At 43.2% G+C, this 25,062-nt stretch carries 23 protein-coding genes, 2 pseudogenes and 1 riboswitch; of the genes and pseudogenes, 18 read left to right on the forward strand and 7 right to left on the reverse strand.

Annotated features, from left to right (window positions below; genetic code table 11):
• Positions 1–57: 57 nt before the first annotated feature.
• The 3 genes from NQ489_RS04905 to tnpB all read left to right on the forward strand — a co-directional run bounded on the left by NQ489_RS04905 (position 58) and on the right by tnpB (position 2,498).
• The gene (locus NQ489_RS04905) at positions 58–714 is read left to right on the forward strand and encodes an HD domain-containing protein (protein ID WP_021652193.1); all 657 of its coding nucleotides are present in this window, start codon (positions 58–60) and stop codon (positions 712–714) included.
• A gap of 264 nt (positions 715–978) precedes the next feature.
• Positions 979–1,401, forward strand: coding sequence for an IS200/IS605 family transposase (gene tnpA, locus NQ489_RS04910; RefSeq protein ID WP_059086115.1), 423 nt, complete (start codon positions 979–981; stop codon positions 1,399–1,401).
• The gene (gene tnpB / locus NQ489_RS04915; protein ID WP_227945591.1) at positions 1,401–2,498 is read left to right on the forward strand and encodes an IS200/IS605 family element RNA-guided endonuclease TnpB; all 1,098 of its coding nucleotides are present in this window, start codon (positions 1,401–1,403) and stop codon (positions 2,496–2,498) included. The genes tnpA and tnpB overlap by 1 nt, the downstream gene beginning before the upstream one ends.
• Before the next feature lie 385 nt (positions 2,499–2,883).
• On the opposite strand, the gene NQ489_RS04920 is transcribed toward tnpB, so the two are convergent.
• Both NQ489_RS04920 and NQ489_RS04925 read right to left on the reverse strand, forming a co-directional pair.
• Positions 2,884–4,050: a sensor histidine kinase gene (locus tag NQ489_RS04920; protein ID WP_021652977.1), complete on the reverse strand. Its 1,167-nt coding sequence runs from the start codon at positions 4,048–4,050 to the stop codon at positions 2,884–2,886.
• Entirely contained in the window at positions 4,047–4,724 is a 678-nt protein-coding gene (locus tag NQ489_RS04925) for a response regulator transcription factor (protein ID WP_021652978.1), read from the reverse strand. Before NQ489_RS04925 ends, NQ489_RS04920 begins: the two co-directional genes overlap by 4 nt.
• Positions 4,725–4,929: 205 nt before the next feature.
• On the opposite strand from NQ489_RS04925, the gene NQ489_RS04930 reads away from it, so the two are divergent.
• Genes NQ489_RS04930 through NQ489_RS04940 form a run of 3 tightly spaced genes read left to right on the forward strand, consistent with a single transcriptional unit; the run spans position 4,930 to position 7,114 of the window.
• Positions 4,930–6,078: a TlpA family protein disulfide reductase gene (locus tag NQ489_RS04930; protein ID WP_021652979.1), complete on the forward strand. Its 1,149-nt coding sequence runs from the start codon at positions 4,930–4,932 to the stop codon at positions 6,076–6,078.
• A gap of 27 nt (positions 6,079–6,105) precedes the next feature.
• Entirely contained in the window at positions 6,106–6,258 is a 153-nt protein-coding gene (locus tag NQ489_RS04935; protein ID WP_044962403.1) for a CD1871A family CXXC motif-containing protein, read from the forward strand.
• A gap of 7 nt (positions 6,259–6,265) precedes the next feature.
• Positions 6,266–7,114: a 4Fe-4S binding protein gene (locus NQ489_RS04940; RefSeq protein ID WP_044962405.1), complete on the forward strand. Its 849-nt coding sequence runs from the start codon at positions 6,266–6,268 to the stop codon at positions 7,112–7,114.
• Between the two features lie 63 nt (positions 7,115–7,177).
• On the opposite strand, the gene NQ489_RS04945 is transcribed toward NQ489_RS04940, so the two are convergent.
• The gene (locus tag NQ489_RS04945) at positions 7,178–7,906 is read right to left on the reverse strand and encodes a helix-turn-helix domain-containing protein (protein ID WP_021652982.1); all 729 of its coding nucleotides are present in this window, start codon (positions 7,904–7,906) and stop codon (positions 7,178–7,180) included.
• A 221-nt stretch (positions 7,907–8,127) separates the two neighbouring features.
• Here NQ489_RS04945 and NQ489_RS04950 point away from each other — a divergent pair, with 221 nt between their 5' ends.
• The 7 genes from NQ489_RS04950 (at position 8,128) to NQ489_RS04980 (ending at position 16,511) form a co-directional block, all read left to right on the forward strand.
• Complete coding sequence (locus tag NQ489_RS04950) at positions 8,128–9,528, forward strand: sodium-dependent transporter (RefSeq protein ID WP_021652983.1); 1,401 nt, start codon at positions 8,128–8,130, stop codon at positions 9,526–9,528.
• Between the two features lie 240 nt (positions 9,529–9,768).
• Positions 9,769–9,850: riboswitch (ZMP/ZTP riboswitch) on the forward strand.
• Between the two features lie 73 nt (positions 9,851–9,923).
• Positions 9,924–11,609 carry a formate--tetrahydrofolate ligase gene (locus tag NQ489_RS04955; protein WP_092068491.1) on the forward strand — a complete coding sequence of 562 codons (1,686 nt, stop codon included), beginning with the start codon at positions 9,924–9,926 and terminating at the stop codon, positions 11,607–11,609.
• 601 nt (positions 11,610–12,210) lie between these two features.
• Positions 12,211–12,744: a methylated-DNA--[protein]-cysteine S-methyltransferase gene (locus NQ489_RS04960; protein ID WP_044960460.1), complete on the forward strand. Its 534-nt coding sequence runs from the start codon at positions 12,211–12,213 to the stop codon at positions 12,742–12,744.
• Positions 12,745–12,851: 107 nt separating this feature from the next.
• Positions 12,852–13,160 carry an MGMT family protein gene (locus tag NQ489_RS04965; RefSeq protein ID WP_044960463.1) on the forward strand — a complete coding sequence of 103 codons (309 nt, stop codon included), beginning with the start codon at positions 12,852–12,854 and terminating at the stop codon, positions 13,158–13,160.
• A gap of 544 nt (positions 13,161–13,704) precedes the next feature.
• A complete protein-coding gene (locus NQ489_RS04970) occupies positions 13,705–14,157 on the forward strand; it encodes a MarR family winged helix-turn-helix transcriptional regulator (RefSeq protein ID WP_044960451.1) in 453 nt (150 codons plus the stop codon).
• Complete coding sequence (locus tag NQ489_RS04975) at positions 14,147–15,499, forward strand: MATE family efflux transporter (protein WP_021650192.1); 1,353 nt, start codon at positions 14,147–14,149, stop codon at positions 15,497–15,499. Before NQ489_RS04970 ends, NQ489_RS04975 begins: the two co-directional genes overlap by 11 nt.
• Before the next feature lie 124 nt (positions 15,500–15,623).
• Positions 15,624–16,511, forward strand: a complete 888-nt coding sequence (locus NQ489_RS04980) for a putative ABC transporter permease (RefSeq protein ID WP_021977018.1) — start codon at positions 15,624–15,626, stop codon at positions 16,509–16,511.
• A gap of 80 nt (positions 16,512–16,591) precedes the next feature.
• Here NQ489_RS04980 and NQ489_RS04985 read toward each other — a convergent pair whose 3' ends face one another.
• Positions 16,592–17,137 (reverse strand): biotin transporter BioY, encoded by a 546-nt coding sequence (locus tag NQ489_RS04985; RefSeq protein WP_015527251.1) that lies wholly within the window; start codon positions 17,135–17,137, stop codon positions 16,592–16,594.
• Between the two features lie 101 nt (positions 17,138–17,238).
• A complete protein-coding gene (gene bioB / locus NQ489_RS04990) occupies positions 17,239–18,210 on the reverse strand; it encodes a biotin synthase BioB (protein ID WP_021650194.1) in 972 nt (323 codons plus the stop codon).
• Between the two features lie 308 nt (positions 18,211–18,518).
• Between bioB and NQ489_RS04995 the strand changes: the two genes are divergently transcribed.
• The 4 genes from NQ489_RS04995 to NQ489_RS05010 all read left to right on the forward strand — a co-directional run bounded on the left by NQ489_RS04995 (position 18,519) and on the right by NQ489_RS05010 (position 22,909).
• The gene (locus tag NQ489_RS04995; RefSeq protein ID WP_021650195.1) at positions 18,519–19,856 is read left to right on the forward strand and encodes a TrkH family potassium uptake protein; all 1,338 of its coding nucleotides are present in this window, start codon (positions 18,519–18,521) and stop codon (positions 19,854–19,856) included.
• Between the two features lie 19 nt (positions 19,857–19,875).
• Entirely contained in the window at positions 19,876–20,523 is a 648-nt protein-coding gene (locus NQ489_RS05000) for a potassium channel family protein (protein WP_021976055.1), read from the forward strand.
• A 90-nt stretch (positions 20,524–20,613) separates the two neighbouring features.
• Positions 20,614–22,185, forward strand: coding sequence for a DUF4118 domain-containing protein (locus tag NQ489_RS05005; RefSeq protein ID WP_227945592.1), 1,572 nt, complete (start codon positions 20,614–20,616; stop codon positions 22,183–22,185).
• Positions 22,178–22,909 (forward strand): response regulator, encoded by a 732-nt coding sequence (locus NQ489_RS05010; protein ID WP_021650198.1) that lies wholly within the window; start codon positions 22,178–22,180, stop codon positions 22,907–22,909. The genes NQ489_RS05005 and NQ489_RS05010 overlap by 8 nt, the downstream gene beginning before the upstream one ends.
• A gap of 372 nt (positions 22,910–23,281) precedes the next feature.
• Here NQ489_RS05010 and NQ489_RS05015 read toward each other — a convergent pair whose 3' ends face one another.
• Both NQ489_RS05015 and NQ489_RS05020 read right to left on the reverse strand, forming a co-directional pair.
• On the reverse strand, positions 23,282–24,379 hold the full coding sequence (locus NQ489_RS05015; protein ID WP_110102915.1) for an RNA-guided endonuclease TnpB family protein: 1,098 nt from the start codon (positions 24,377–24,379) through the stop codon (positions 23,282–23,284).
• 8 nt (positions 24,380–24,387) lie between these two features.
• Positions 24,388–24,462 (reverse strand): annotated as a pseudogene (locus NQ489_RS05020) (IS200/IS605 family transposase); the annotation flags it as partial.
• Positions 24,463–24,662: 200 nt separating this feature from the next.
• Here NQ489_RS05020 and NQ489_RS05025 point away from each other — a divergent pair.
• A pseudogene (locus NQ489_RS05025) lies at positions 24,663–24,947 on the forward strand (MATE family efflux transporter); the annotation flags it as partial.
• Between the last annotated feature and the right edge of the window lie 115 nt (positions 24,948–25,062).

Here is a 25,062-nt window from a genome sequence, read left to right on the forward strand (position 1 = left end):
AGAAGCATAAGCAGAGTGGGAATATCTGCACGAAACACGTAGGGAGAGTAAAAAAACTTGAAGTATAAGGATGTAGCGAATAATAAGGAAATCAATGCATATCTGAAAAAGGGAAATTCAAACCTGGGACAGCTTGGATTTACAGATCATTCACAGGCACATTGTGTTCAGGTAGCACATCAGGCCGGGAAGATCCTGAAAAGACTAGGCTATCCGGAGCATGAGATCGAGCTTGCAAAAATCGCCGGATATATGCATGATATCGGAAATGCGATTAACAGAAACCATCATGCGGAATACGGTGCCCTTCTTGCAAATGATCTGCTGAAGGATACCAACATGTCTCTTGAGGACAGAGTAACTGTCATAGCTGCAATCGGAAATCACGATGAATCAACAGGAAGCCCGGAAGATGTTATATCAGCAGCACTTATCATTGCGGACAAAACTGATGTCAGAAGAAGCCGTGTACGCCAGAAGGAAAGATCTGCGTTTGATATTCACGATCGTGTGAATTATGCTGTGACAGATTCGAAGCTTAAGATTGATGAAGAAAAATCTGTGATCGCACTGAACCTTCAGATCGATGAAAATATCTGTTCCATGTATGACTATTTTGAGATTTTTCTTGATCGGATGATGTTCTGCAGAAAATCAGCAGAAATTTTGGGAACAACCTTCAAGCTGACTGTAAACGGACGAAAAGTACTTTGAACAGAGTAGCTTTCGGGAAAATCCGGACCAATATGATGGTAATGAGCTGGCAATTATAGAGAAGAAAGAAGAATCCCCTGGATACGGAAAATTATCCGCGTTCAGGGGAATTTTTATGGTGTGAAAATTATATTATCCAATGCGTCGTAAAACCCTTTGCTTCAGCTATGGGGATATAAGACGCGTCCATCGAATTTATGCAAGTAATTGAAGATGGACAAAATAGTAATTGTATCAACTAATAAACTATAGTATAATACAAATATGAACACAACATATAAATCAAACAACAATGTCGTCTATTCCTGTAAATACCATGTAGTATGGTGTCCAAAGTATAGACGAAAAGTATTAATTAATGGTGTGGACGTCCGGCTGAAGGAGCTGCTCACAGAGTATGCTGCAAATCTTTCTGTAGACATTCTGGAAATGGAGATCATGCCAGACCATGTTCATATGCTTTTGGAAGTAGATCCTCAGTTTGGCATCCACAAAGCTGTAAAGTCATTTAAAGGCTATACGTCCAGAATTTTAAGACAGGAATTTCCCTATCTTAAAACGAAAATGCCGACTCTCTGGACAAACAGCTATTTTGTATCGACGGTGGGCGGTGCTCCGCTGGAAACAGTAAAACAGTATATTGAAAACCAGAAAACATCGCAGAGACAAAAGGATAAGATGGGATAATGCAAAAAGGAATTAAATTCAGAATCTACCCGAACAGAGAACAGAAAAACTTCATCCATCAGACCCTGGGATGTTGCCGGTTCATCTACAATCGGGGACTTGCCATGCGTAAGGAAGGCTATGAAAATGGGGAAAAGATCGGCTATTCCCAGACTTCCGCCATGCTGACTGAACTGAAAAAGCAAGAGGAGTTTGCCTTTCTGAAAGCAGCAGATTCCATTGCATTACAGCAGTCTTTGCGGGATCTCGACCGGGGATTTGTGAATTTCTTTCAGAAACGGGCTTCCTATCCAAAATTCAAAAGTAAACATAACCGGTTCCAGTCATACAGAACGGTAAATCAAAAAGATAATATTCGTATTGTGGGAAGATATATCAAACTTCCGAAACTTGGATCTGTTAAAATACGGCAGTCGATGGAAGTGGAAAAGATTAATCACGTGATCATTGAGCACACACCGGCTGGAAAATATTTTGCGGTTTTAAATGTTGATTTTGAACCGGAACCACGCTCAAATGCTGGCGGAACGATAGGGATTGATGTCGGGATCAAAGCGTTCTACTCCGACAGTAATGGAAATACGGTATCAAATCCCAGATATCTGGAACGCTCAATGCGAAAACTCATAAGAGAACAGCGCAGGCTTTCCCGAAAACAAAAAGATTCCCATAACCGCGAGAAGCAGCGGATCAGGGTGGCAAGAGTGTATGAGAAAGTAACCAATCAGCGGAATGATTTCCTGCAGAAACAGTCAACGATGCTGGTGCGTGAAAACCAAACCATCTGTATTGAAGATCTGAATGTAAAGGGGATGATCCGGAATCATAAACTGTCAAAATCGATAGCGAGTGTTTCCTGGGCAAAATTTTTTGAAATGCTGGAATATAAAGCTGGCTGGTATGGAAATGAAATTCACAGAGTACCAACGATGTATCCGAGCAGTCAGACCTGCAGCTGTTGTGGCTACAGAAATCCACGGATAAAAAATCTGGGCATTCGTATCTGGGAGTGTCCCAAATGCCATGCGGTTCATGACCGGGATACGAATGCAAGTATCAATATTCTGAAAAAAGGACTGCAGATGCAGTCTGCATAAAGATAAAAACTGTACCGTAGGGCATACGGGAACAGTATAAATATAGCTTGTGGACACTGTGTAAGACATTGCAGTACCGTAAGGTGTTTGCCAATGCAGTAGTGGGAGAAGCAAGAATCCCCCTGCTTTAGCTGTGGGGAGTGTCAATTTGATCTGTCGTTTGAAGAAACCGTGAGACGACATAATACAAGAAACAGAGAATTTGGTGAAAAAGATATGCGCAGATGGTGGAGAGAAAAAGATTTTTCTTCAGTTCTCAGGGAACAGGCTATTACCTGCGAAATGGATACAGACAGTATTGTTGAAAAAATATACTCGGATTTGAACGCAGATCGCAAAGCGATTGCGTTCATGAGCATATAAAGTAAGTGTAATACAAACATATTCAGACTGGCAGCATGATTGCGATCACGCTGCCTTTTTTGCTGCTTTCCAGTACTTTTACCTGTCCGTTATGCTGTCGGACAATTTCACTGACAAGTGCAAGCCCCAGGCCGGCACCGCCCATAGCGCGGCTTCTTGATTTGTCCACACGGAAGAACGGGGTGAAGATTTTTTCCTGATATTCAGGAGGAATGCCGATTCCGGTGTCGGAGACTTCAAGAAAGACGTAATTGACAGAGGTGGATGTATCTGTTATTTCTTCGGAAGGATGGATATTTACGGTTACTTTTCCACCGGAGTGATTGTATTTGATCGCATTTTCCACAAGATTGTACACAGCGCGATACAGCAGCAGATAGCTTCCGGTAATAATGCAGTCCCCCTCCTGCTGGATCAGTTCAACATCCTTCTGTTCCGCTACAGAAGCCAGGTCGCAGAAAACCTCATCCGTCAGTGCTGCCAGAGAGATCCTTTCGGAACGTTCAACAGTCTGTACACCGGTCATATCCAGGAGGATTTCAGCCAGATGGGAAAGTCGCCCGGTCTGTTCCTGGAGCATGGCAAAAATCTCCTGATAATCTTTTAAAGCAGGTGCTTCCCTGCGGGCAAAAACCTCCAGATTTGTCTGGATAACGGCAAGAGGAGTCCTCAGCTCATGGGCTGCATTGGCAGAAAACTGCTTCTGGGCAGTAAAAGCTTCATCCAGGCGTGCGAGCATTTTGTTAAATGAAATTGTCAGGCGGGAAATCTCGTCATTGGTAGCAGGAACTTCAAGAGCCTCTGAAAGGTTCTGGACCTCTATTTTGTTCACTTCCTGGCTGAGTCTGCGAAGCGGAAGTAATGCCTGACGGCTGATAAAATATGTGCAGATACTGCTGAGAAGTATGATGATTCCGGTTACCATGAGTCCTTTGGTGAGAAACAGTTTTTTGGTCAGCTGCAGCTGATCGGAAAGCTCCGGAAATAAGACGGAGGGATTCATATGAAAGGTGATGGGAGTAGAATCTGTGTTATCGATCCGTATCATGTAATCTCCCAGATCTTCCATTCCGGAAACTGCGGACTGGCTGATAAAAAAATACATCAGAATGCAGGTGACTGTCATAAGCAGTGCAGTGATCAGTGTCAGACGCCATTGAAGAGATAGTTTTCCGGTTATTTTTTTCATTTTATATCCTCCGTTAAAATGTAACCCTGGCCGATCTTATTCTGTATTGGATCAAAGCCGAGAGCAGTGCGCAGTTTTTTTCGAAGAGAAGAAATGTGGACACGAATGGAATTGCTGAGACTGTTGACGCTTCCGTCCCAGATATGCTCGATCATTTCTTCCGGGCTTATGATACGGTTCTGATGAAGAAGGAAATATTCCAGAAGAGAACTTTCCTTTCGGGTCAGAGAAAGGGGGAGTCCATCGACACTGGCCTTTCTTGTACGGGTATCAAAGCTGATACGTCCGCATTGCAGACACACATCCTGCTGGATGAATTTTCTTCGTGTCAGACTTCGGATCCGGGCCTCCAGTTCTTCAAAATGAAAAGGCTTTGTGAGATAGTCATTGGCACCGAGATCAAGCCCTTCAACCTTGTCCTGGATCTGTCCTCTGGCAGAGAGGATCAAAACGGGAGTGGAAGTATCGGATTCCCGAAACTGGCGCAGGATTTCCAGACCATCAACGCCTGGAAGATTCAGATCAAGAAGGATGAGATCATAATTTTCCACCAGACATAATTCCAGTCCTTCATCCCCGTCAAAACATGTGTCCGCTTCATAGCCATCCATACGAAGTCCCTCCGCAATAGACTGGCAGAGCTGCTGTTCATCTTCGATTATCAATATATGCATAATAAATTCTCCTAAAAAACAGTTGATTTTGCTTTGTTATCTATCATATCATGTATAGCATAAAATTCCTGTAAATTTTTTTATTTCTTAACAGAGATTTTATACAGGGGATGATATAGTAAGGCTACAGAGAACAAAATTAACATATAAAATATACGCCGGTTCCGGATATGGGCCGGTGATATCAGAAGGGAGAATATAAACAATGAAATTAAGAACACAGAAAATAACAGCACTTATGGCAGCAGCGGTATTAGGAATATCTGCATTTGGAAGCGTACCGGTAACAGCGGCAGAAAGCACGGAAACAGCAGAGATCGGAGAGGCAATGGCGGTGGATGGAGAGGCAGTTTCATCAGATCTGGTAGCAGGTACATTTAAGCCTTCCGACGTAACCTGCAAGGCACAGGATTCTTATGAATATCCGTTTCTGGGACTGAAGCTTTCGCTTTCGAAGGAGCTGTTAAAGCAGATCAAGGACCAGAGCATTGCAATGCTTACCACGGAAGATTTTGAGAATCAGACCAACGCAGTGACATATGCCTATGTAAGCTGGAGCAAAATGACAGAGGAACAGAAAAATGCCGAAATACAGAAGATGGGAACCGGATATGACGACTGGGTGGCAGGTCTGGACAGAATTGGCACAATTGGCGTTTATGACGAAGCTTCACAGAAAAAGCTGGATGAGATCACTGGCTGTACAGAGCATAAAGAGCTTGGAAGCAGCAGTGACGGGAAATACAAATATTATCTGAGCACCAACAAAGATGCAGATGAAAAGCTGACAAAGGAGCTGGAAAAGATCAAAACCGACATTACGGAAATGACACCGTATCAGAATATTTCTGTGTTTGACCAGCCACAGGATACCAGCGTCAACCCGGAGGATGTAAAATCTGTAGGAAAATTTGAAACAACAGGAATAGATGGAAAAACATATACAGAAAAAGTATTCAGTGACTATGACCTGACGCTGGTAAATGTTTTTACAACCTGGTGCTCACCATGCGTAAAAGAAATCCCGGAACTTCAGGAGCTCTATAAAGAAATGAAAGATAAAGGCGTCGGAGTAGCAGGCGTGGTGCTTGATACTACAGATGAAAAGGGAAATCAGGACGAAGAGGCTGTAAAAAAAGCAGGCATTCTTCAGGAAAAAACAAAAGCAAAATATCCGTTCCTGATACCGGATACTACTATGATGAACGGCCGTCTGCAGGGGATTTCCGCATTTCCTGAAACATTTTTTGTAGACAAAGATGGAAACATTGTAGGCGATACCTATACAGGAAGCCATACACTGGACGAATGGAAGGAAATCGTGGAAAAAGAGCTTAAAAACGTTTCAAAGTAGAAGATGATCATTACGGAGAGTGAAAAAATGATTCGGAAAATAACAGAATCCAGGTGGATCGGACCTGCTCTGGCAGTTTTTGGAATTTTACTGATGATATTGGGAATCTGCAGAGGTGAGGCATCTGTAGTTTTTACAAAAGCAATCAACATCTGTATGGAGTGTATTGGCATTGGATAATAAGAAGATGAAAATAAATGAATGGCCGCGGCATGGGATCCAGGCATTGTGGGCGGCCCTTACAAACAGTCACATATCAGGGTTTATAACTGGAAAGATCTATACCGGAAAACTGAAAAATGTCTGTGTTCCGGGGCTGAACTGTTATTCCTGCCCCGGGGCAAGAGGGGCCTGCCCCATTGGTTCCCTTCAGGCTGTGATCGGAAGCTGGAACTTCAAGCTGGCATATTATGTAGCTGGATTTCTGATCTTTGTGGGAGCGCTGCTTGGAAGACTGGTGTGCGGATTTCTCTGCCCCTTTGGACTGATCCAGGATCTGTTGAACAAGATTCCTTTTCCAAAGAAGATCCGGACATTTCGGGGAGATAAGCTTCTGCGAAAACTGAAATATGTGATCTTTCTTGTATTTGTGATCATACTTCCCATGTTTGTAGTAGATATCATGGGCCAGGGAGCACCATATTTCTGCAAGCTGATCTGCCCGGCAGGAACGCTGGAGGGAGGTATCCCGCTGGTGCTGCTGAACAAATCCATGCGAAGTGCAGTAGGCTGGCTGTACATGTGGAAAAATACAATCCTGGTGATCACTATTATCTTATCAATTATGATATACCGGCCATTCTGTAAGTATATCTGTCCGCTGGGAGCTTTTTATTCGGTATTTAATAAAGTTTCCGTTTTTCGTTACAGAGTAGATAAAGAAAAATGTGTTCACTGCGGAAAATGCAGAAATATCTGCCAGATGGAGGTCGATCCGACAGAGGATCCTAACAGTGCAGAGTGCATCCGATGTGGAAGATGTAAAAAGATATGTCCGACACAGGCGATCCGGTGTGGGTTTGCAGGCAAACCCTGATACAGAAAAATACAAAAACGGTACAGCTTATAAAATATAAGGTGTACCGTTTTTTGCAGAAAACTACTTTTCCATATTATCTATCAGTAACATATTCAGCTGTTCCCAGCGCTTCAGATCTTTTTTTGTAAAAAGCAGCTGGTGGCGGAACGCTTCGGTAAGCTCCTGTGGTTTTAAAGTGATCACACATTTGAATGCGCAGGGCATCAGATCCGCACTGGAAATCCCACACAAAAGTCCTGTTGTAAAATCTCGAAGCTCCAGAGGATTAAAAATGTACAGGAGATCTTCTTCCAGTGGGTTATACTGATTTACAAAGGAAAAACGGATCAGCATATCACTGTAAAGAACTTTTCCGGTGTAAAAAATCTCACTGCTTCTTCCGTTGGCAGAAACAGAACAGATCGTTAAGGTTGCTTCGTATTTTCCGGATTCGCCTTTTTTTTCATAAATATCGATGACGCCATCCTTCGTACGCTGATAGCGTCCATCGTAAAAGTAAAAATATAGCCGCTGTGCCTGAAAAAATGGGCTTTTTTGTCCTTTTCCCGGTGCATTGGACGGTTTACTGGCTGTTTCAGGAAGACCAGTGGTAAGCTGGGACATAGATACCTGGAGAATCTGGCTGATCTCATATAAAGTTTCGATATCAACGGAGATATCTCCATTTTCATATTTGCATACGGTAGCTCGACTTTTATGGATGGCATCTGCCAGATCCTGCAGAGTCATCTTTCCGGCTTTTCGGTATTTTCTTATTTGTTCACCTACATAACAGGTAAAATTACTCATTTTGTTTCCTCATACTATCTATTTTTCTTATTAATTTTTATTGTATACGATTATATCGGAAAAACCGGTATTTTGTAAAGTAGTAAGAAACTTTTTTGAAATAAAATTTCGTAAAAAGAAACTTCTGCCATTTGCACTTATCTTTATTTAAGGTAAGATATGGCTGTTAGGCTGAAGGTTTCAGCCTATATCAAATATATACTTGAAGAGGGGAAATTGAAATGAAAGAAAAAGGAAGTAGCTTTTCCGGCTCAATAGGCTTTGTCCTGGCGGCAGCCGGAAGTGCAGTAGGAGTTGGAAATATCTGGAGATTTCCATATCTCTGTGCCAAAGATGGCGGAGGACTTTTCCTGCTGGTTTATCTGGTACTGGTACTGACTTTTGGATTTGTACTGTTGACAACGGATGTAGCACTTGGGAGAAAGACAAAGAAAAATGCATTGAGGGCTTTTGAATCTCTTGATCCAAAGTGGAAATTTTTAGGACATTTAACGTTTATGGTTCCGGCATTGATCATGACCTATTATTCTGTTATCGGTGGATGGATTGTAAAATATTTTTTTACTTATATTATTTCTGATGGGAAAGATGCGGCTTCAGATGTATACTTTACATCATTTATTACATCAGATATTGCACCCGTTGTATTTATGCTGATCTTTCTGGCACTGACTGCCTGGATCGTATTTCGTGGTGTGGAAAAGGGAATCGAAAAGTTTTCCAGGATCATTATGCCGGGGCTGATTCTTCTGATTGTGATCATTGCGATTTTTTCACTGACACTGTCCCATACTGATACGGATGGAACTGTCCGCACCGGTATGCAGGGGCTGGCTGTTTATCTCAAACCGGATTTTCATGGACTGACGGTAAAACGTTTCCTGGAGATCCTTCTGGATGCGATGAGCCAGTTATTCTTTTCCTTAAGTGTATCTATGGGAATCATGATCACTTATGGTTCTTATGTGAAAAATGAAGTTAATTTAAATAAAGCAACAAATCAGATTGAGATCTTTGATACCGGCGTTGCATTTCTTGCAGGAATGATGATCATACCGGCTGTTTTTGTATTTCTCGGAAAGGATGGAATGGCTTCCGGCCCAAGTCTGATATTTATCTCACTGCCAAAGGTTTTTGATGCCATGGGAGTATTTGGCCGTCCGGTGGCAATTGCATTTTTCCTGATGATGGGATTTGCGGCACTGACTTCCTGCGTGTCTGTCATGGAGACACTGGTTGCAAACTGCATGGAACTCTATCACAAACCCCGTAAAAAAATGTGTGGTGCTGTCGGAATCTATTCTCTTGTTACAGCAGTGCTGATCTGCCTTGGTTATAACAAACTGTATTTTGAACTTAAACTGCCAAATGGTTCCGTTGGACAGCTGCTGGATGTGATGGATTATATTAGCAACAGTTTTCTGATGCCGTTTATCTCACTTTTGACAAGTATTCTGATCGGCTGGGTGATCGGCCCTGACTGGATCATAGGAGAAGTGGAACGAAATGGGGAACACTTCAAACGGGCAGGGTTATATCGCTTTATGATCCGTTATGTAGTGCCGGTTGTAATGCTGATATTATTCCTGGTATCTACAGGATTTGCAGATTTGATTTCATAAGTGTGGTAATATGTTTATGGCGTCTGGACAGTCGCATTAACGGATGACCAGTACAAGATACGATTAAATAACAGAGGATTTGATGAAAAAAGATATGTACGAATGTTGGAGAGAAAACTAATACATAGAACGGAAATGATTCAGAAAATTAGACTTAGCTCACTTTAAAAGTGAAAAAATAATTTGATAATTTCTTGACAAGTACTAATAAATATGTTAGTATTCAATCATCAAATTAATAAAGTCTTCGGTGACTGACGGAGTTGTGGGATAACCACGAGGGAGCCGGAGATTCGATGAGTCGACCGTCTGGGCAGTATTTGAAAAACTTCAGATACTGCTCTTTTTTATGGGATAAAAGATGCAGACGGTTGCAGCGGAGAAAGGAGAACATTATGGGATTTAAAAGTGACATCGAGATTGCACAGGAGTGCACAATGGAGCCAATTACCAAGATTGCAGAGAAAGCAGGTATTGATGACAAATATCTGGAGCAGTATGGTAAATACAAAGCAAAGATTGACTATAATCTCCTGAAAGAAACAGACAAAAAAGACGGCAAACTGATTCTTGTGACAGCTATCAACCCGACACCGGCCGGGGAAGGAAAAACAACTACAACGGTAGGTCTTGCAGATGGAATGCAGAGACTTGGAAAAAATGTTATGGTAGCTCTTCGTGAGCCATCCCTGGGACCGGTATTCGGTGTCAAAGGTGGTGCGGCAGGCGGCGGCTATGCACAGGTAGTTCCGATGGAGGATATCAACCTTCATTTTACCGGTGATTTCCATGCAATCGGTGCGGCAAACAACCTTCTTGCAGCAATGATCGACAACCATATCTTCCAGGGAAATGAGCTGAATATCGACCCGAGAAAGATCACCTGGAGACGCTGCGTGGATATGAACGACCGTCAGCTTCGTAATGTAGTAGACGGACTTGGCGGTAGAACAAACGGTATGCCGCGTGAGGACGGATATGACATTACCGTAGCATCTGAGATCATGGCAGTTCTCTGTCTGGCAAGTGATATCAAAGATCTGAAAGAGAGACTTTCCAGAATCATCATCGGATATACTTACGGTAAGGTTGCTGAGCAGAAACCGGTAACAGCAGGAGACCTCCACGCAGAGGGTGCTATGACAGCACTTCTGAAGGATGCCCTGAAACCAAACCTTGTTCAGACACTGGAGCATGTTCCGGCGATCGTTCACGGCGGACCATTCGCAAACATCGCTCACGGATGTAACTCCGTAACCGCTACAAAGATGGCTATGAAGCTTGCTGATTATGCGATCACAGAGGCTGGATTCGGTGCTGACCTTGGAGCAGAGAAATTCCTGGATATCAAGTGCCGTATGGCAGGTCTTACACCAAGTGCAGTTGTTATCGTAGCAACCGTACGTGCCCTGAAATACAACGGTGGCGTTGCAAAAGCGGATCTTAACAATGAGAACCTTGAGGCTCTTGAAAAGGGTATCCCGAACCTTCTGAAGCATGTAAGCAATATCAAAAATGTATACAAGCTCCCATGTGTGGTAGCTATTAACGCATTCCCGACCGATACCAAGGCAGAGCTTGATTTTGTGGAAGCAAAATGCAAGGAGCTTGGCGTAAACGTAGCACTTTCCGAGGTATGGGCAAAAGGTGGCGAAGGCGGAATCAAGCTTGCTGAGGAAGTGATCCGTCTTGTTGAAGAGCCGAATGATTTCACATATGCTTATGAACTGGAAGGCTCCATCGAGGACAAGCTGAACCAGATCGTACAGAAGGTTTACGGTGGAAAGAAAGTGGTTCTTACAGCAAATGCCCAGAAGCAGGCGAAACAGCTGGAGGCACTTGGATTTGGCAACTGCCCGATCTGTGTAGCTAAGACCCAGTACAGCTTAACAGACGACCAGACAAAGCTTGGTGCTCCGACAGATTTCGAGGTAACAGTAAGAAATCTTAAGATTTCCGCAGGGGCAGGATTTATTGTTGCACTGACAGGTGAGATTATGACTATGCCAGGACTTCCGAAAGTACCGGCAGCAACCAAGATCGACGTAGACGAGAGCGGTAAGATCACAGGACTGTTCTAATATAAAGATTTTTTGAGGGGAATTCAGATAGAAAGCGGTAGAGCCTGCAAAAATAGAGGTTCTGCCGCTTTTTCTTATATTGTTGTCTATTGCTCATGGCGGCGGTCCAGCCATTTACAGATGTAGTGGCCAACAATGTTCCCGGCCAGAAGGGTAAAGAACAAAGCAACATATTTCTGCATGGTGTTCACCTCTTTCATTCAGGATTGTATCTGCATTATATCATATTTCGAATGAAAATAATTGACTTTTTGCGGTGAATGGACTATGATGTGTGTAGCTAAAGAAAGTAATTATGCTTATCATGGGCAAAGCAAAACCCCCGGAAGTGGTCGAGACTTCCGGGGGTTTTTGTTTCGTTTATGTAAGGTGGTTTAATCCTTTCAGCTGGAGGTTCGGCAGCAACAGCATTATAGCATGTTCAGAACAAAAATGGTATAATATTATAAATTGTCAAGAATGTCAGCAATCTCCTGCTGCTTGTTGGGATAAAACTCACAATGTAGAGGAAAGTGCAGAGGGGACGCGCATGTGACATTTGCGTTAATTAAGAGGAATCCTATAGAAAAAATTGTAGAGATAAATGAATGTGGGGGGAAATATGGTATACACATGCAAATATAAATCGCTAATCGGAGATATTTTACTTGCCGCAGATGAAATCGGACTTACCGGTCTGTGGTTTGAAGGACAGAAATATTTTGCAAATACACTTCCCAAAGACCATATCCAACAGGAGACGGAAATTCTCACAGAAGCAAAAAAATGGCTGGATGTATATTTCTTCGGTGAAGAACCGAACTTTACTCCACTACTTCATCCGAACGGTTCAACATTCAGAAAGGCAGTGTGGCAGATTTTACTGGAGATTCCCTACGGACAGACGATCACATATGGAGAAATTGCGCGCAGAATTGCAGTGATGAAAAACACTTCCCATATGTCCGCCCAGGCAGTAGGCGGTGCGGTTGGACATAATGAAATTTCCATTATCATTCCCTGCCATCGAGTCATAGGAACAAATGGAAGCTTGACGGGTTATGCCGGAGGAATTGACAAAAAAATTTCACTTCTTAAGCTGGAACATACAGATATGAGCCGTTTGTTTATTCCAAAGAAAGGAACTGCACTGTAAAACTCAGGCTGAGAGGAAGGTCTGGTGCAGGCGTCCACGAAAAGACAGATATTTTATTTATGAAAGCATGCTATGAAAATTGCCAGCAGGATTGCGGAGGAAAGATCATGGGAAAAATACTGGACGAGGATATGATTTACGAGATACTGTCCGTAGTGGAAGAAATACCGGAAGGAAAAGTGGCCTCCTACGGGCAGATCGCACGGCTGATCGGGCGGGATAAAAATTCACGTCTTGTAGGAAAAGTCTTAGGTATGGCAGAATTTTACGGGAAGTATCCCTGCCACAGAGTTGTGAACCATGCAGGGCGTACTGCACCATGCTGGAGAGAGCAGAAGATGCTTCTGGAAGACGAGGGTGTGGAGTTTAAGGCAAATGGATGTGTAGATATGAAGCAGTATCAGTGGGAGGAGTAGTGTTTTATGAATTGTAGAAATATGATGCAGATCCCGGAGCTTACAGAAGTTCTGAAGCTGAAAGCAGGGGAAAACGGTCTGGAGTAGTCTGTACGATGGGGCTATTTTGCAGACTGCCTGCAGTGTGTCAAAAGTGAATACAGGATTGAATAACTATATCCATGGAGGAGAATTCGTAGTTCTGACAAATCCCAGTGTCACCAACGACAGCCGGAAACTCGTGCTGGAGGAAAAGGACAGAAACGCCGCAGAGCAGTTGTCTTCCTCTATTCTGGATGCAGAACATTTAAGCCGAGAGCGTGATGGCACAGGCCAGATATCTGAACCTTGCACCGCTTACTATGACCGATGAGCAGATGGAGAAAGGAATTGAGATCTTTGAAGCTTCTCTGAAAGAGGCATTAGAAGCATAGATTAATAGAAAGTTACTCTGTAATAGAATGCTACTCTGTAACAGAAAAATAAAACATGCTTGACAAACCATAAATTCCTCGTATAATTATCAATGGTAATTAACGAAGATAATTATATAGGGAGTTTTTTTATGACAAATGAAAAGATCAAGCGGATGTTTGATGCATTTTATCAGGCAAAGCGGATCCGGGATATGCTTCCGCCACTGCCCCAGGGGGTGATGCCATCCTACATACAGTATCTGGATGTGATCCATTCTCTGCAGCGGGAAAAAAAGGATATCCGGCTCTCTGATATCAGTGATGCCATGAACCTTCCGCGTCCGGGTGTTACCAGAACAGTGAAAGAAATGGAGGCAAAGGGATATCTTCAGAAGCTTACGTCTCCGGATGACGGGCGCGTTACTTACATTTCCATAACAGAAAAAGGAGAGAGGCTTTCCAGGAAGTATGATCAGGATTATTTCAGCAGTCTGGCGCCCTATCTTTCAGAGATTTCCGAAGAAGAAGCAGACAATATGATCCGAACCATCGGGAAATTTTATCAGATCATGTGTGACAGGAGGGAACATTATGACAAATGATAAGGCAGATTTTACCCAGGGAAATATCCTGAAGAAGCTGGTTGCATTTATGATGCCGGTACTCGGTGCGCTGATCCTGCAGGCTGCCTATGGTGCGGTCGATCTTCTTGTAGTTGGAAGATTCGGTTCCACATCCGGACTGTCAGCGGTTTCCACCGGAAGTCAGGTACTGAATCTGGTTACCTTTGTAGTGATCCAGTTTGCTATGGGTATCACAGTTCTGATCGCACGTTATCTTGGAGAAAAAAGACCGGAGCAGATCGGCTCCGTTATCGGTGGGGCTGCGATCGTCTTTACCATGATTTCTATCGTGCTGTTTATTGCTATGGTAGGTTTTGCACATCCGATCTCCATGCTGATGCAGGCACCGGAAGAAGCGGTAGCGCTGACTGCATCTTATGTACGGATCTGTGGCAGCGGAATTTTCTTTATTGTCGCGTATAACCTACTGTCTGCTATTTTCCGTGGCCTTGGTGACAGTAAATCTCCGCTGCTGTTTGTGCTGGTGGCATGTATTGTAAATGTGATCGGAGACCTGGTACTGGTAGCCGGCTTACATATGGATGCAGCAGGAGCAGCTATTGCTACGGTTTCTGCTCAGGCCTTAAGTGTTGTATTTGCAGTAGTTCTGCTGATAAAGAAGGAGCTTCCTTTTACCATCACAAAGAAAGATTTCCGGTTGAATCCCCAGTGCAGACGTTTTCTAAAGATCGGACTGCCGCTGGCACTTCAGGAATTCCTGACCCAGATTTCATTCCTGGCCTTGTGCGCATTTGTCAATCGCCTGGGTCTGGAAGCATCCTCCGGTTACGGAGTTGCATGTAAGATCGTAAACTTTGCCATGCTGGTTCCAAGCTCCCTAATGCAGTCCATGGCCTCCTTTGTTTCACAGAACGTAGGAGCAGGAAAGCCGAAACGTGCGAGAAAATCCATGCTTACGGGAATTGGAGTTGGCCTGTCTGTGGGATGCCTGGTATTTATCCTGATCCTGCTGAAGGGTGATGTGCTGGCAGGATTCTTTTCAACAGATGCCGGCGTTATCCAAAAGGGCTTTGATTATCTGAAGGGGTTTGCTCCGGAGACACTGGTAACGGCTGTTCTGTTCAGTATGATAGGCTATTTCAACGGAAACAACCAGACCATATGGGTTATGGTCCAGGGCCTGATCCAGACGCTTCTGGTACGACTTCCAATGGCGTACTTTATGAGTATCCAGCCGGATGCCAGCCTGACCAAGATCGGTCTTGCAGCACCGGTATCTACCACAGTGGGAATCATTCTGAACATCGGATTCTTTCTGTACTTTACCCGTGTGAAAAAAGAAATTGTTTCGGAAGAATGACCGGATAAAGGGATGTAAATGAGAGGGGTGATATGATATAATCAGAATCACCCCGGCAGAGGTGATGGTACTGACCCCTGAAATAGCTGCCGGAATCTTGACAGCTGTAAAGGAGGAGTACAGGATGATTTGCGGGATGACGTATTTTCAGATATGTCTGTATTTTTTGTTTTATTCTTTTGGAGGATGGGTCGTTGAAGTTATCTTCCATGCAGTAACCTTAGGAAAGGTTATAAACCGGGGATTTCTCAACGGTCCGGTATGCCCGGTGTACGGATTTGGGGTACTTTCCGTGTTTGCGTTGCTTAATACGCTTCAGAGCGGTGGACATCAGATGAGTGAGGGAATGATCTTTTTGTTTGGGATCGTTCTTGCAACTGCGGTAGAGCTGGTTGCCGGCTGGCTTCTGGATGTATGCTTCCATGCAAGATGGTGGGATTATTCTAATAAGCCGCTGAATTTTCATGGCTATATCTGTCTTGAGTTTTCCCTGATATGGGGACTTGCCATTGTGATGGTCGTAAAGGTTTTTCAGAAGTATGTGGAGCGTCAGGCTTCTCATACACCTTCCACACTGGAATGGGTTGTTATGGCAATTCTGTATGCGGTGTATCTGGCTGATCTTATTGTAACAGTGGCGGTGATCCGCGGACTGAATAAAAAGCTTACCCGACTGGATAAGGTACGTGCGGATCTGCGGATCGTGAGCGATAAGCTCAGTGATACTCTGGCAACAACTACCATTGATACAGCACAGAAGGTGGGAGAGGGAAAGGTTCAGGTTGCTCTTGCTAAGGCAGAGCTCAGAGATGCGACTGTGGCTCAGAGAGAAAAATCTGCCGAAATGCTTCGGATGAAGAAAGCGGAGCTTCAGGCACAGTTTGATGAGCTGTCAAGCTCTATCACAAACCATACGGTATTCGGCCAGGGAAGAATCATTAAGGCTTTCCCGGAGATGAAACACAGAGATTATTTTGAACTGATCCAGGAACTGAAGAAAAAACTCAGATAAGAAAAATGAAACGCGATAAAGAGGCATCAGGAAATTTCCAACATTTCCTGCTGCCTCTTTTAAAATATCAGAGTTTCAGTTTATCGGATTCTTTTTTTTATCATTGGTCCGATGATCATGGCGATGATCATTTTTATGAGATCTGCCGGGATAAACGGAATTACACAGATTCCAAGAGCTGCTTTGAAAGTGGAATCTGCAACGATGCAGAACCATACAGTTCCGAAAAGATAGCATACAATTGTTCCTGCGATCATACCAACGAGCTGGATCAGAGGTTTATGGCAGTTGTCAATTACCAGTCCGGCAATAACAGCCATAACGATAAAGCCGATGATGTATCCGCCTGTAGGACCGGCCAGCTTTGCGGGGCCGCCGGTAAATCCGGAAAATACCGGAAGACCTACAAGGCCAAGCAGCAGATAGATCAGATAGCTGATGGTTCCTTTTTTCCATCCGAGAAGATACAGGGACAGATAAATGGCAAGATTGGTAAAGGAGATCGGAACCGGACCGATCGGAATGGACAGCGGCGCAAGAATACAGGTGACAGCTGCCATAAGAGCGGTCATGGTGATCTCGTAGGTTTTTGTACGTGGTGCAGAGACAGTATTTGTCTGATTCATATTGAAAGAGCCTCCTTTGAAAAAGGTAATATATTTACTGGTTCGGGTAAGTAATGAAATGCTGTAAGTGTGTATGACAGGTCATATGTCCATAAGGATGCTTACGCAGATTCAATCTCATAGGTGAATCCTGCATCCGTAATGGTTTTGAGAGTGTCTTCGATTCCCTGACCACCTTCTGTAAGATAACCGGAAGCAAAAATAGAGTCTACAACACTGAGCAGTTTTTTTTCTTCGCCTTTAAAATAAACTTCTCTTCCGGCAGCACATCGGATATCTGCTTTAGGTACAAGAAGTCTTGCCAGGCAGAGGACTTTCATGCAGTATTCTGTTGTCAGCTGGGAAATATCTGCATTTCCGAGAGGAGTTCCCTTGATCGGAAGAAGAAAGTTGATCGGCAGTGCTTCCGGCTGGATCTCACGTAATTCCAGAAGCATGTCAACAACGTCTTCCTTGCTTTCACCCATGCCAATGATACCGCCGCTGCAGATCTCGAAACCAAGTCCCTGAAGCATATGGATATTCCGGACACGCTGGTCAAAGGTATGTGTACTGCAGATATTATGATAAAAGGAACGGCTGCTGTTCAGATTATGGTTGATCCGGTCAAGACCTGCTTCTTTGAGCACTTTTGCCTGGTGCTCTGTGAGAAAGCCTATGGAGCAGCAGAGATGAGTTCCCTGTTCTTTCATTTTGCGGATCCTGCGGGCCAGCTCTTCAATCTCTTTATCTGTAAATTTCATACCACTCAGACCGATACAGTGTCTGGATAAATGATAATCATTTACGAAATCATTGTCCTGATATAATTTGTCTTCATCTACCCATTTGTATTTATCAATATCGGCAGTGGAACGACATGACTGGGCACAGTAGGCACAATCCTGGGAACAGTTACCACTGCGGGCATTGGTAAGGATGTGGATGCTTACCCGGTTTCCCTTATATTTGTAACGTAAACTGCTGGCACGGTCAATCAGTGCCTCAAGTTCTTCGTCCGGAGTATCTAAAATTGCAATGGCTTCATCTCTGGAAAGCGATGGAGCTTCTTTTTCGCATGATGCAGTGTTCATGTCAATACCTTCCTTTTGAGTTTTTTTGTACGGGTATCACTTTATCACATAGAAATATTGAATGTCAACTGCAAATATAAAATAAGTTTACAATTAAAAAACTGTAGTATTAAGGTAATGCTTAGGATCATCGAAGCAGGGAATTTCCTTGATTCGGTTAAAATAATTCTCAATTCAATATCATATCTTTATAAAATCTTAATACGGAAGCAGAGACTTTTATACTATCTTTGAAAGTAGTTATATATAATAAAATGCATTACGAGGATAGCACTGTTAAAAGTATTGATAAGGAGTTCTGATCATTTATGCCGGAAAAATCATATAAGAAAAAACATATGACATCTTTTCAGCTGATTATCATGGGGTTTGCAGGAGTGATCCTTTTGGGAACCGTTCTGCTGATGCTTCCATTTTCTTCTGTGGAGAAAGTGATCACACCATTTCATGAGGCACTTTTTACAGCCACTTCGGCGGTATGTGTTACAGGTCTTGTGGTAAAGGACACTGGAAGCTACTGGTCCCTGGCAGGCCAGACGATCATTCTTGCACTCATACAAACAGGTGGGCTTGGAGTAGTGACTGTGGCTGCGTCTGTTTCCCTTCTTTCCGGAAAGAAAATATCCCTCATGCAAAGAAGCACCATGCAGGATGCAATTTCAGCTCCAAAAGTCGGAGGAATCGTCAGACTAACAAGGTTTATTTTGAGGGGAACATTTTTGATCGAAGCTGCAGGGACGGTGTTGCTGCTGCCGGTTTTTATGGGAGATTATGGAAAAAAGGGAATCTGGATGTCAGTTTTTCATTCAATCTCTGCTTTTTGTAATGCCGGCTTTGATATTCTGGGGACAGATTCCAGTATGTTTCCATCGCTGACTGGGTATTCCGGAAATATACTTATAAATCTGGTAATTATGCTGTTGATCATTACAGGAGGAATCGGTTTTCTCACATGGGATGATATTTATATAAACAAACTGAACTTTAAACGCTACCGCATGCAAAGCAAGATCATTCTCATGACTACCGCATGTCTGATCTTATTCCCGGCAGTCTTTTTCTATATCTGTGACCTGACAAATTTACCCATGGGAAAACGCCTGTTAGCAGCAGCGTTTCAATCGGTAACGACAAGAACTGCCGGATTTAATACTATAAACATTTCAGAGATGAGTGAGGCATCAAAAGCAGTTATGATATTGTTAATGCTAATTGGTGGTTCACCGGGATCTACAGCAGGTGGAATGAAAACAACAACTTTTTCAGTACTTATTTTAAATGCAATTGCGACATTTCGAAGTCAGGAAAATGCAGGAGCTTTTGGGCGAAGACTTGAATATCATGTGATAAAAAATGCAGCGACAATAGCCATGTTATATTTTGCCTTGTTCTTTGGCGGCGGAATAGCGATCAGTGTGTACGAAGGCCTTCCGCTTTTAGATTGTCTGTACGAAGCTGCTTCAGCTGTTGGTACGGTAGGTCTGACTCTGGGAATCACACCGGAACTTCATGTTTTTTCACAAGTCGTGTTGATCATATTGATGTATCTGGGACGTGTAGGTGGTCTGACCCTGATCTATGCGGTATTTTCCGGAAGAAATAAGGGAAATGCAAAGCTCCCTCTGGAAAAAATCACAGTTGGATAAGAAGGAGAAAAATAATATTATGAAAAATGTATTGCTTATTGGACTTGGAAGGTTTGGAAGACATATTGCCATGCAGCTCAATCAGTTGGGACATGAAGTTATGGCAGTTGACTGGAAGGAAGAAAGAGTGGACAAAGTACTGTCATTTGTGACGAATGCTCAGATTGGTGACAGCACCAATGCTGAATTTTTACAGTCCCTTGGAATTGGAAACTACGACATTTGTTTTGTGACCATTGGAGATAGCTTTCAAAATTCTCTTGAAACAACATCCCTTCTGAAAGAACTGGGTGCAAAATTGGTGATATCCAGAGCTGAACGTGATGTTCAGGAAAAATTTCTTTTACGCAATGGTGCCGATAAGGTAGTTTATCCGGAAAAGCAGGTGGCAAAATGGGCCTCCATCCGTTATACAGATGATCATATCCTGGATTATATGGAGGTGGATGCTTCCCATGCAATTTTTGAAGTGGAAGTGCCGGAAGAATGGGTTGGAAAAACAGTGGGTGGACTTGACATCAGAAAACGCTACAATATTAATATTCTGGCAGTAAAAAATGAAGAGGAATTCAGTATTGCAATTTCACCGGAAACATATTTTACAGAAAATGATAAATTACTGGTATTAGGAGAATACAGAGCTCTTCAGAAGTGCTTCCGCATATAGCTCATTGCCATGAAGAAAAAATTTTTGACCACAGAACTGCTGCGTGATATAATTCCAGTAAACAACAGCAGAAGGAGAATGAGCTTGAAAATGGAGGATACAGTAAAAAACAGAACCTGTCCGAAACGGCCATTTGCATGGTATGTGGAAAAACCGTCTGCAAAAGATTACTTGCTGACGGTTTTTATATTTGCAGTATGCACTTTGATTGGCCTGCTGTTTCAGAAGCTGGATTTTACAGATACGAATATTGTAACGATATATATTCTGGGTGTGTTGATCACTTCCATCGTGACAGATGGTTATCTTTGCAGTGTAGCAGGCTCCTTTTTAAGTGTATTCTTATTTTGTTTTTTCCTGACGGAGCCAAGGATGTCTTTTGAGACATATGCGGTGGGATATCCGGTGACATTTTTCATAATGCTTATTTCGTCCGTACTTACAGGAACCCTTGCGGCAAAGCTGAAAATGCATGCAAAGCTGTCTTCACAGATTGCCTTTCGCACACAGGTTCTGTTTGATACGGATCGTCTGCTGCAAAAGGCAAAAAGTGAGACAGAAATACTCGGAGTTACCTGTACACAGCTGATACGCCTGTTAAACCGCAGCATCACGGCATATGTTGTGGAAAATGGAACTTTATCAGAAGGAAAGCTTTTTTCCGGGGAAAAAGAGAGCACAGAGGATTTTCTGACACAGGAAGAACAACAGGCGGCCAGATGGACTTATGAAAACAGACAGCGTGCCGGCGCATCCACACAGTATTTCTCACAGGCAAAATGCTTATATCTGGCAATTCGAAGCGGGAATAATGTTTATGGCGTAATCGGGATCCCTCTGCAGAAAGAAACACTGGACTCTTATGAATACAGCATCCTGCTGTCTGTAATAAATGAATGTGCACTTGCAATGGAGAATGTACAAAATGCCATAGAAAAAGAAAAAAATGCGGTTTTAGCAAAAAATGAGCAGCTGCGTGGCGATCTTCTTCGGGCGATCTCCCATGACCTGCGTACTCCGCTTTGTTCTATTTCCGGAAATGCAGATATGCTTCTCAGTAACAGTGACCGTCTGGATGAAGCTACAAGGTATCAGATCTACACGGACATTCATGAGGATTCAGAGTGGCTGATCGGAGTTGTGGAAAATCTGCTTTCCATTACCAGGCTCAATGATGGAAGATTGAAGTTTAAATTTACGGATCAGCTTTTGGATGAGGTAATAGCAGAGTCACTCCGGCATGTCAGCCGGAAGCATGATGCGTATAAGATCGTGGCGGACTGTGAAGAACTTGTTCTTACACGTATGGACGTGCATCTTATTATACAGGTTCTGGTAAATTTGATCGATAATGCGATAAAATATACGCCGTCAGGCTCTGTCATCAGCATTCGGGGGTTCAAAAAAGCCGGGAAAGCACAGGTAAGCGTGGAAGATAACGGCCCCGGGATCCCGGATGAAATGAAGCCACATATTTTTGAGATGTTTTATACAGGGAAAACAACCGTTGCAGACAGCCAACGGAGTCTGGGGCTTGGCTTGGCACTTTGCCGCTCTATCATAGAAGCTCACGATGGAACACTGGTTCTTTCAGATCATGCTCCGCATGGATGTAATTTTACTTTTACTTTACCATTAAGCGAGGTGACATTAAATGAATAAGACATTAATTCTGGTGGTTGAGGATGACAGACCCATACGGAACCTGATCGTTACCACATTAAAAACACATGACTATAAATATCTGGCTGCAGAAAATGGAGCTTCAGCCATTTTGGAGGCTTCATCACACAATCCGGATATCGTTCTTCTGGATCTGGGCCTTCCTGATATGGAAGGAGTAGAGGTAATAAAGAAAATCCGTACCTGGTCGAATATGCCTATCATCGTGATCAGTGCCAGAAGTGAAGATATGGACAAAATAGAGGCACTGGATGCGGGTGCAGATGATTATATCACAAAACCATTTTCAGTAGAAGAATTACTTGCGCGTATCCGTGTCAGCCAAAGACGGCTTGCCATAACGCAGTCAGGAAAACAGCCGGAAACATCTGTTTTTGAAAATGGTGGATTAAAGATAGATTACACGGCTGGCTGCACATTCCTGAAGGACAGAGAACTGCATCTGACGCCCATTGAGTATAAGTTGCTCTGCCTTTTATCCCGTAATGTTGGAAAAGTATTGACACATACATATATTACTCAGCAGATCTGGGGACGCTGCTCGGAAAACGATGTTGCTTCTCTCAGGGTTTTTATGGCAACACTGCGGAAAAAACTGGAGCCTGAAAAAAACGGTGTACAATATATCCAGACGCACATAGGAATTGGATATCGCATGCTCAGAATCGAGAAACCTGAGCAGGAAACGAACTCTTCTTTGTGAAGTCGGAGGGAGCTAATGGAAACAAATTTTGTTTGACTTTTTGAAAAAGAGGCAATATAATTACAGGGAACGAGTGGCAAGTAAGCGTAAATCCAGTTTACCGGCTACTCGTTTTCATTTTACAAAAATGAATATCGCCATGAAAAAGTGTGTAGCGTGTCAGCGTAAGTCCAGCTTATATGACAGGGTGCGCACTTTTTTTGTGCCAAAAAGAAAGGAGGTGACATGCTCCCACCACTTAAATCTTACGATTTTGAAGTGGGGGCTTCCTGCTCAATTGCCCTTTAGGGCAAAGCTAAAACAGGCTATCCCCGCGTGTCCTGCGGTTTTGTTTTTTATGTTTATCCGGTTACGGATTTTTTTCTTGTGCCGTCAGGCACATTCTTTATAGATCCTTTTTCCTTCTTCCCGGATGTTGACTGCTGCATTCACATCCCGGTCCATCCTGTTTCCACATTCACAGACATACATTCTATCCGACAATGCTAGTTCCTTTTTCTTATGTCCGCATACACTGCAGATCTTGCTGGATGCAAAATAACGGTCTACTTTTATAAGATGTTTTCCGCGCTCTTCCAGCTTGTATCCAAGCATGGACAGAAACTGCCCGTACCCGTTATCCTGCACGCCTTTCCCAAGATGCAGGCCTCCGGACATTCCCTTCAGGTTCAGATCTTCCACGCATACTGCATCATATCTTTCAGCAAGCTCCCTGCTGAGCTTATGCTGGAAATCTTTTCTCTGGTTCTTTATCTTTTCATGACATAAAGCTACCCGTTTCTTCTGTTTCTGATAGTTCCGGCTTCCTTTTTCACAGTGGGAGAGCTTTCTCTGTTCCCTTGCAAGTTTTTTCTCTGCTTTTCTGTAAAACATAGGATACCCAGCTCTTTCTCCTGTAGAAAATACACACATTCCCTGCATGGCAAAATCAATCCCAAGAAATCTCTCTGCCGGTCTTTTTTCCACGGTTTGGTTCTCACAGCAGAACAAAAGACTTGCAAAATATTTCCCGGATGGCTCACGGCTCACAGTTACGGATCTCAGCTTCCAGTCTGACGGAATCTGCCGGTGGAGTTTTATCTTTATGGCAGCCATCTTCGGAAGCTTCAGATGGCTATCCTGCAAAAGGATATTCCCGTTTACTGCATTGGTCGTATACGAATTTCTTGTATGCTTCTTTGATTTATAACGTGGAAATCCGCAGGATGGTTCCCGGAAGAACTTCCGGAACGCACTTTCCAGATGCAGCTGCACATTCGCCAGGGCAAGGGAGTCTACCTCCTTCAGCCAGGGATATTCCTTCTTATATCCGGCCGGTGTGTTCCGGAGCATCTTTTTTTCTTTCTGGTAATAGCTGATCTTGTCTGCGAGCATCTGGTTATAGATAAAGCGGCTACAGCCGATTGTTTTCTCTATCTGGACTTTCTGCTCTTTATTTGGATAGATCCTTATTTTTACGGCGCGGTTCATTCTTCTCACCTTCTGTATTTTATAACCATCACCAGGTGATAGTATAGTAGAAATACTGAATGGGAATTATTGTCTAATTCCATTATATTTATCATTCATTTTCTTTTATCGACTGATATGTATTTATGAACTAATTGTTCTTTTTTAGTATACTACATCAGGGGATGGAGAACAAGTGTTTCTTTTGTACTATAGGGATTTTTTGAGCAGATATGCCCAGATGTGCAATTCATCTCACCACCTGAAGAGGTGGGAGAATTCTTGCTACATTTGTTAAAACAAAATGGCGGAAAGCAACAAGATGAAGGATATGCCGGTAAATAAGCTGATGATCCAGATGGGAATCCCGATGATCCTATCTATGGCATTGCAGGCAGTCTATAACATTGTAGACAGTGCATTTGTGGGAAATATGAAAGCAGGCAGTGAGACAGCACTAAATGCTTTGACACTGGTATTTCCAGTGCAGATGCTTATGGTGGCAGTGGGGATTGGAACCGGTGTAGGAACCAATGCACTTCTTGCAAGGACACTTGGACAGGGAGACAGTAAAAAAGCTGCAAAGGTAAATTAAGCGTGAAAATGGGTCTGCCCAGCAGCGTTTTTTTTCTTTTCTGCCGCTGGGCAGATGTTTTTTCTTTAGATACATGATAAGAGGAATTTTTGAAGATTCCATAAAGATT

Origin of the sequence: Blautia sp. KLE_1732_HM_1032 (assembly GCF_025147905.1) — a bacterium.
Taxonomy (GTDB): domain Bacteria; phylum Bacillota; class Clostridia; order Lachnospirales; family Lachnospiraceae; genus Blautia_A; species Blautia_A fusiformis.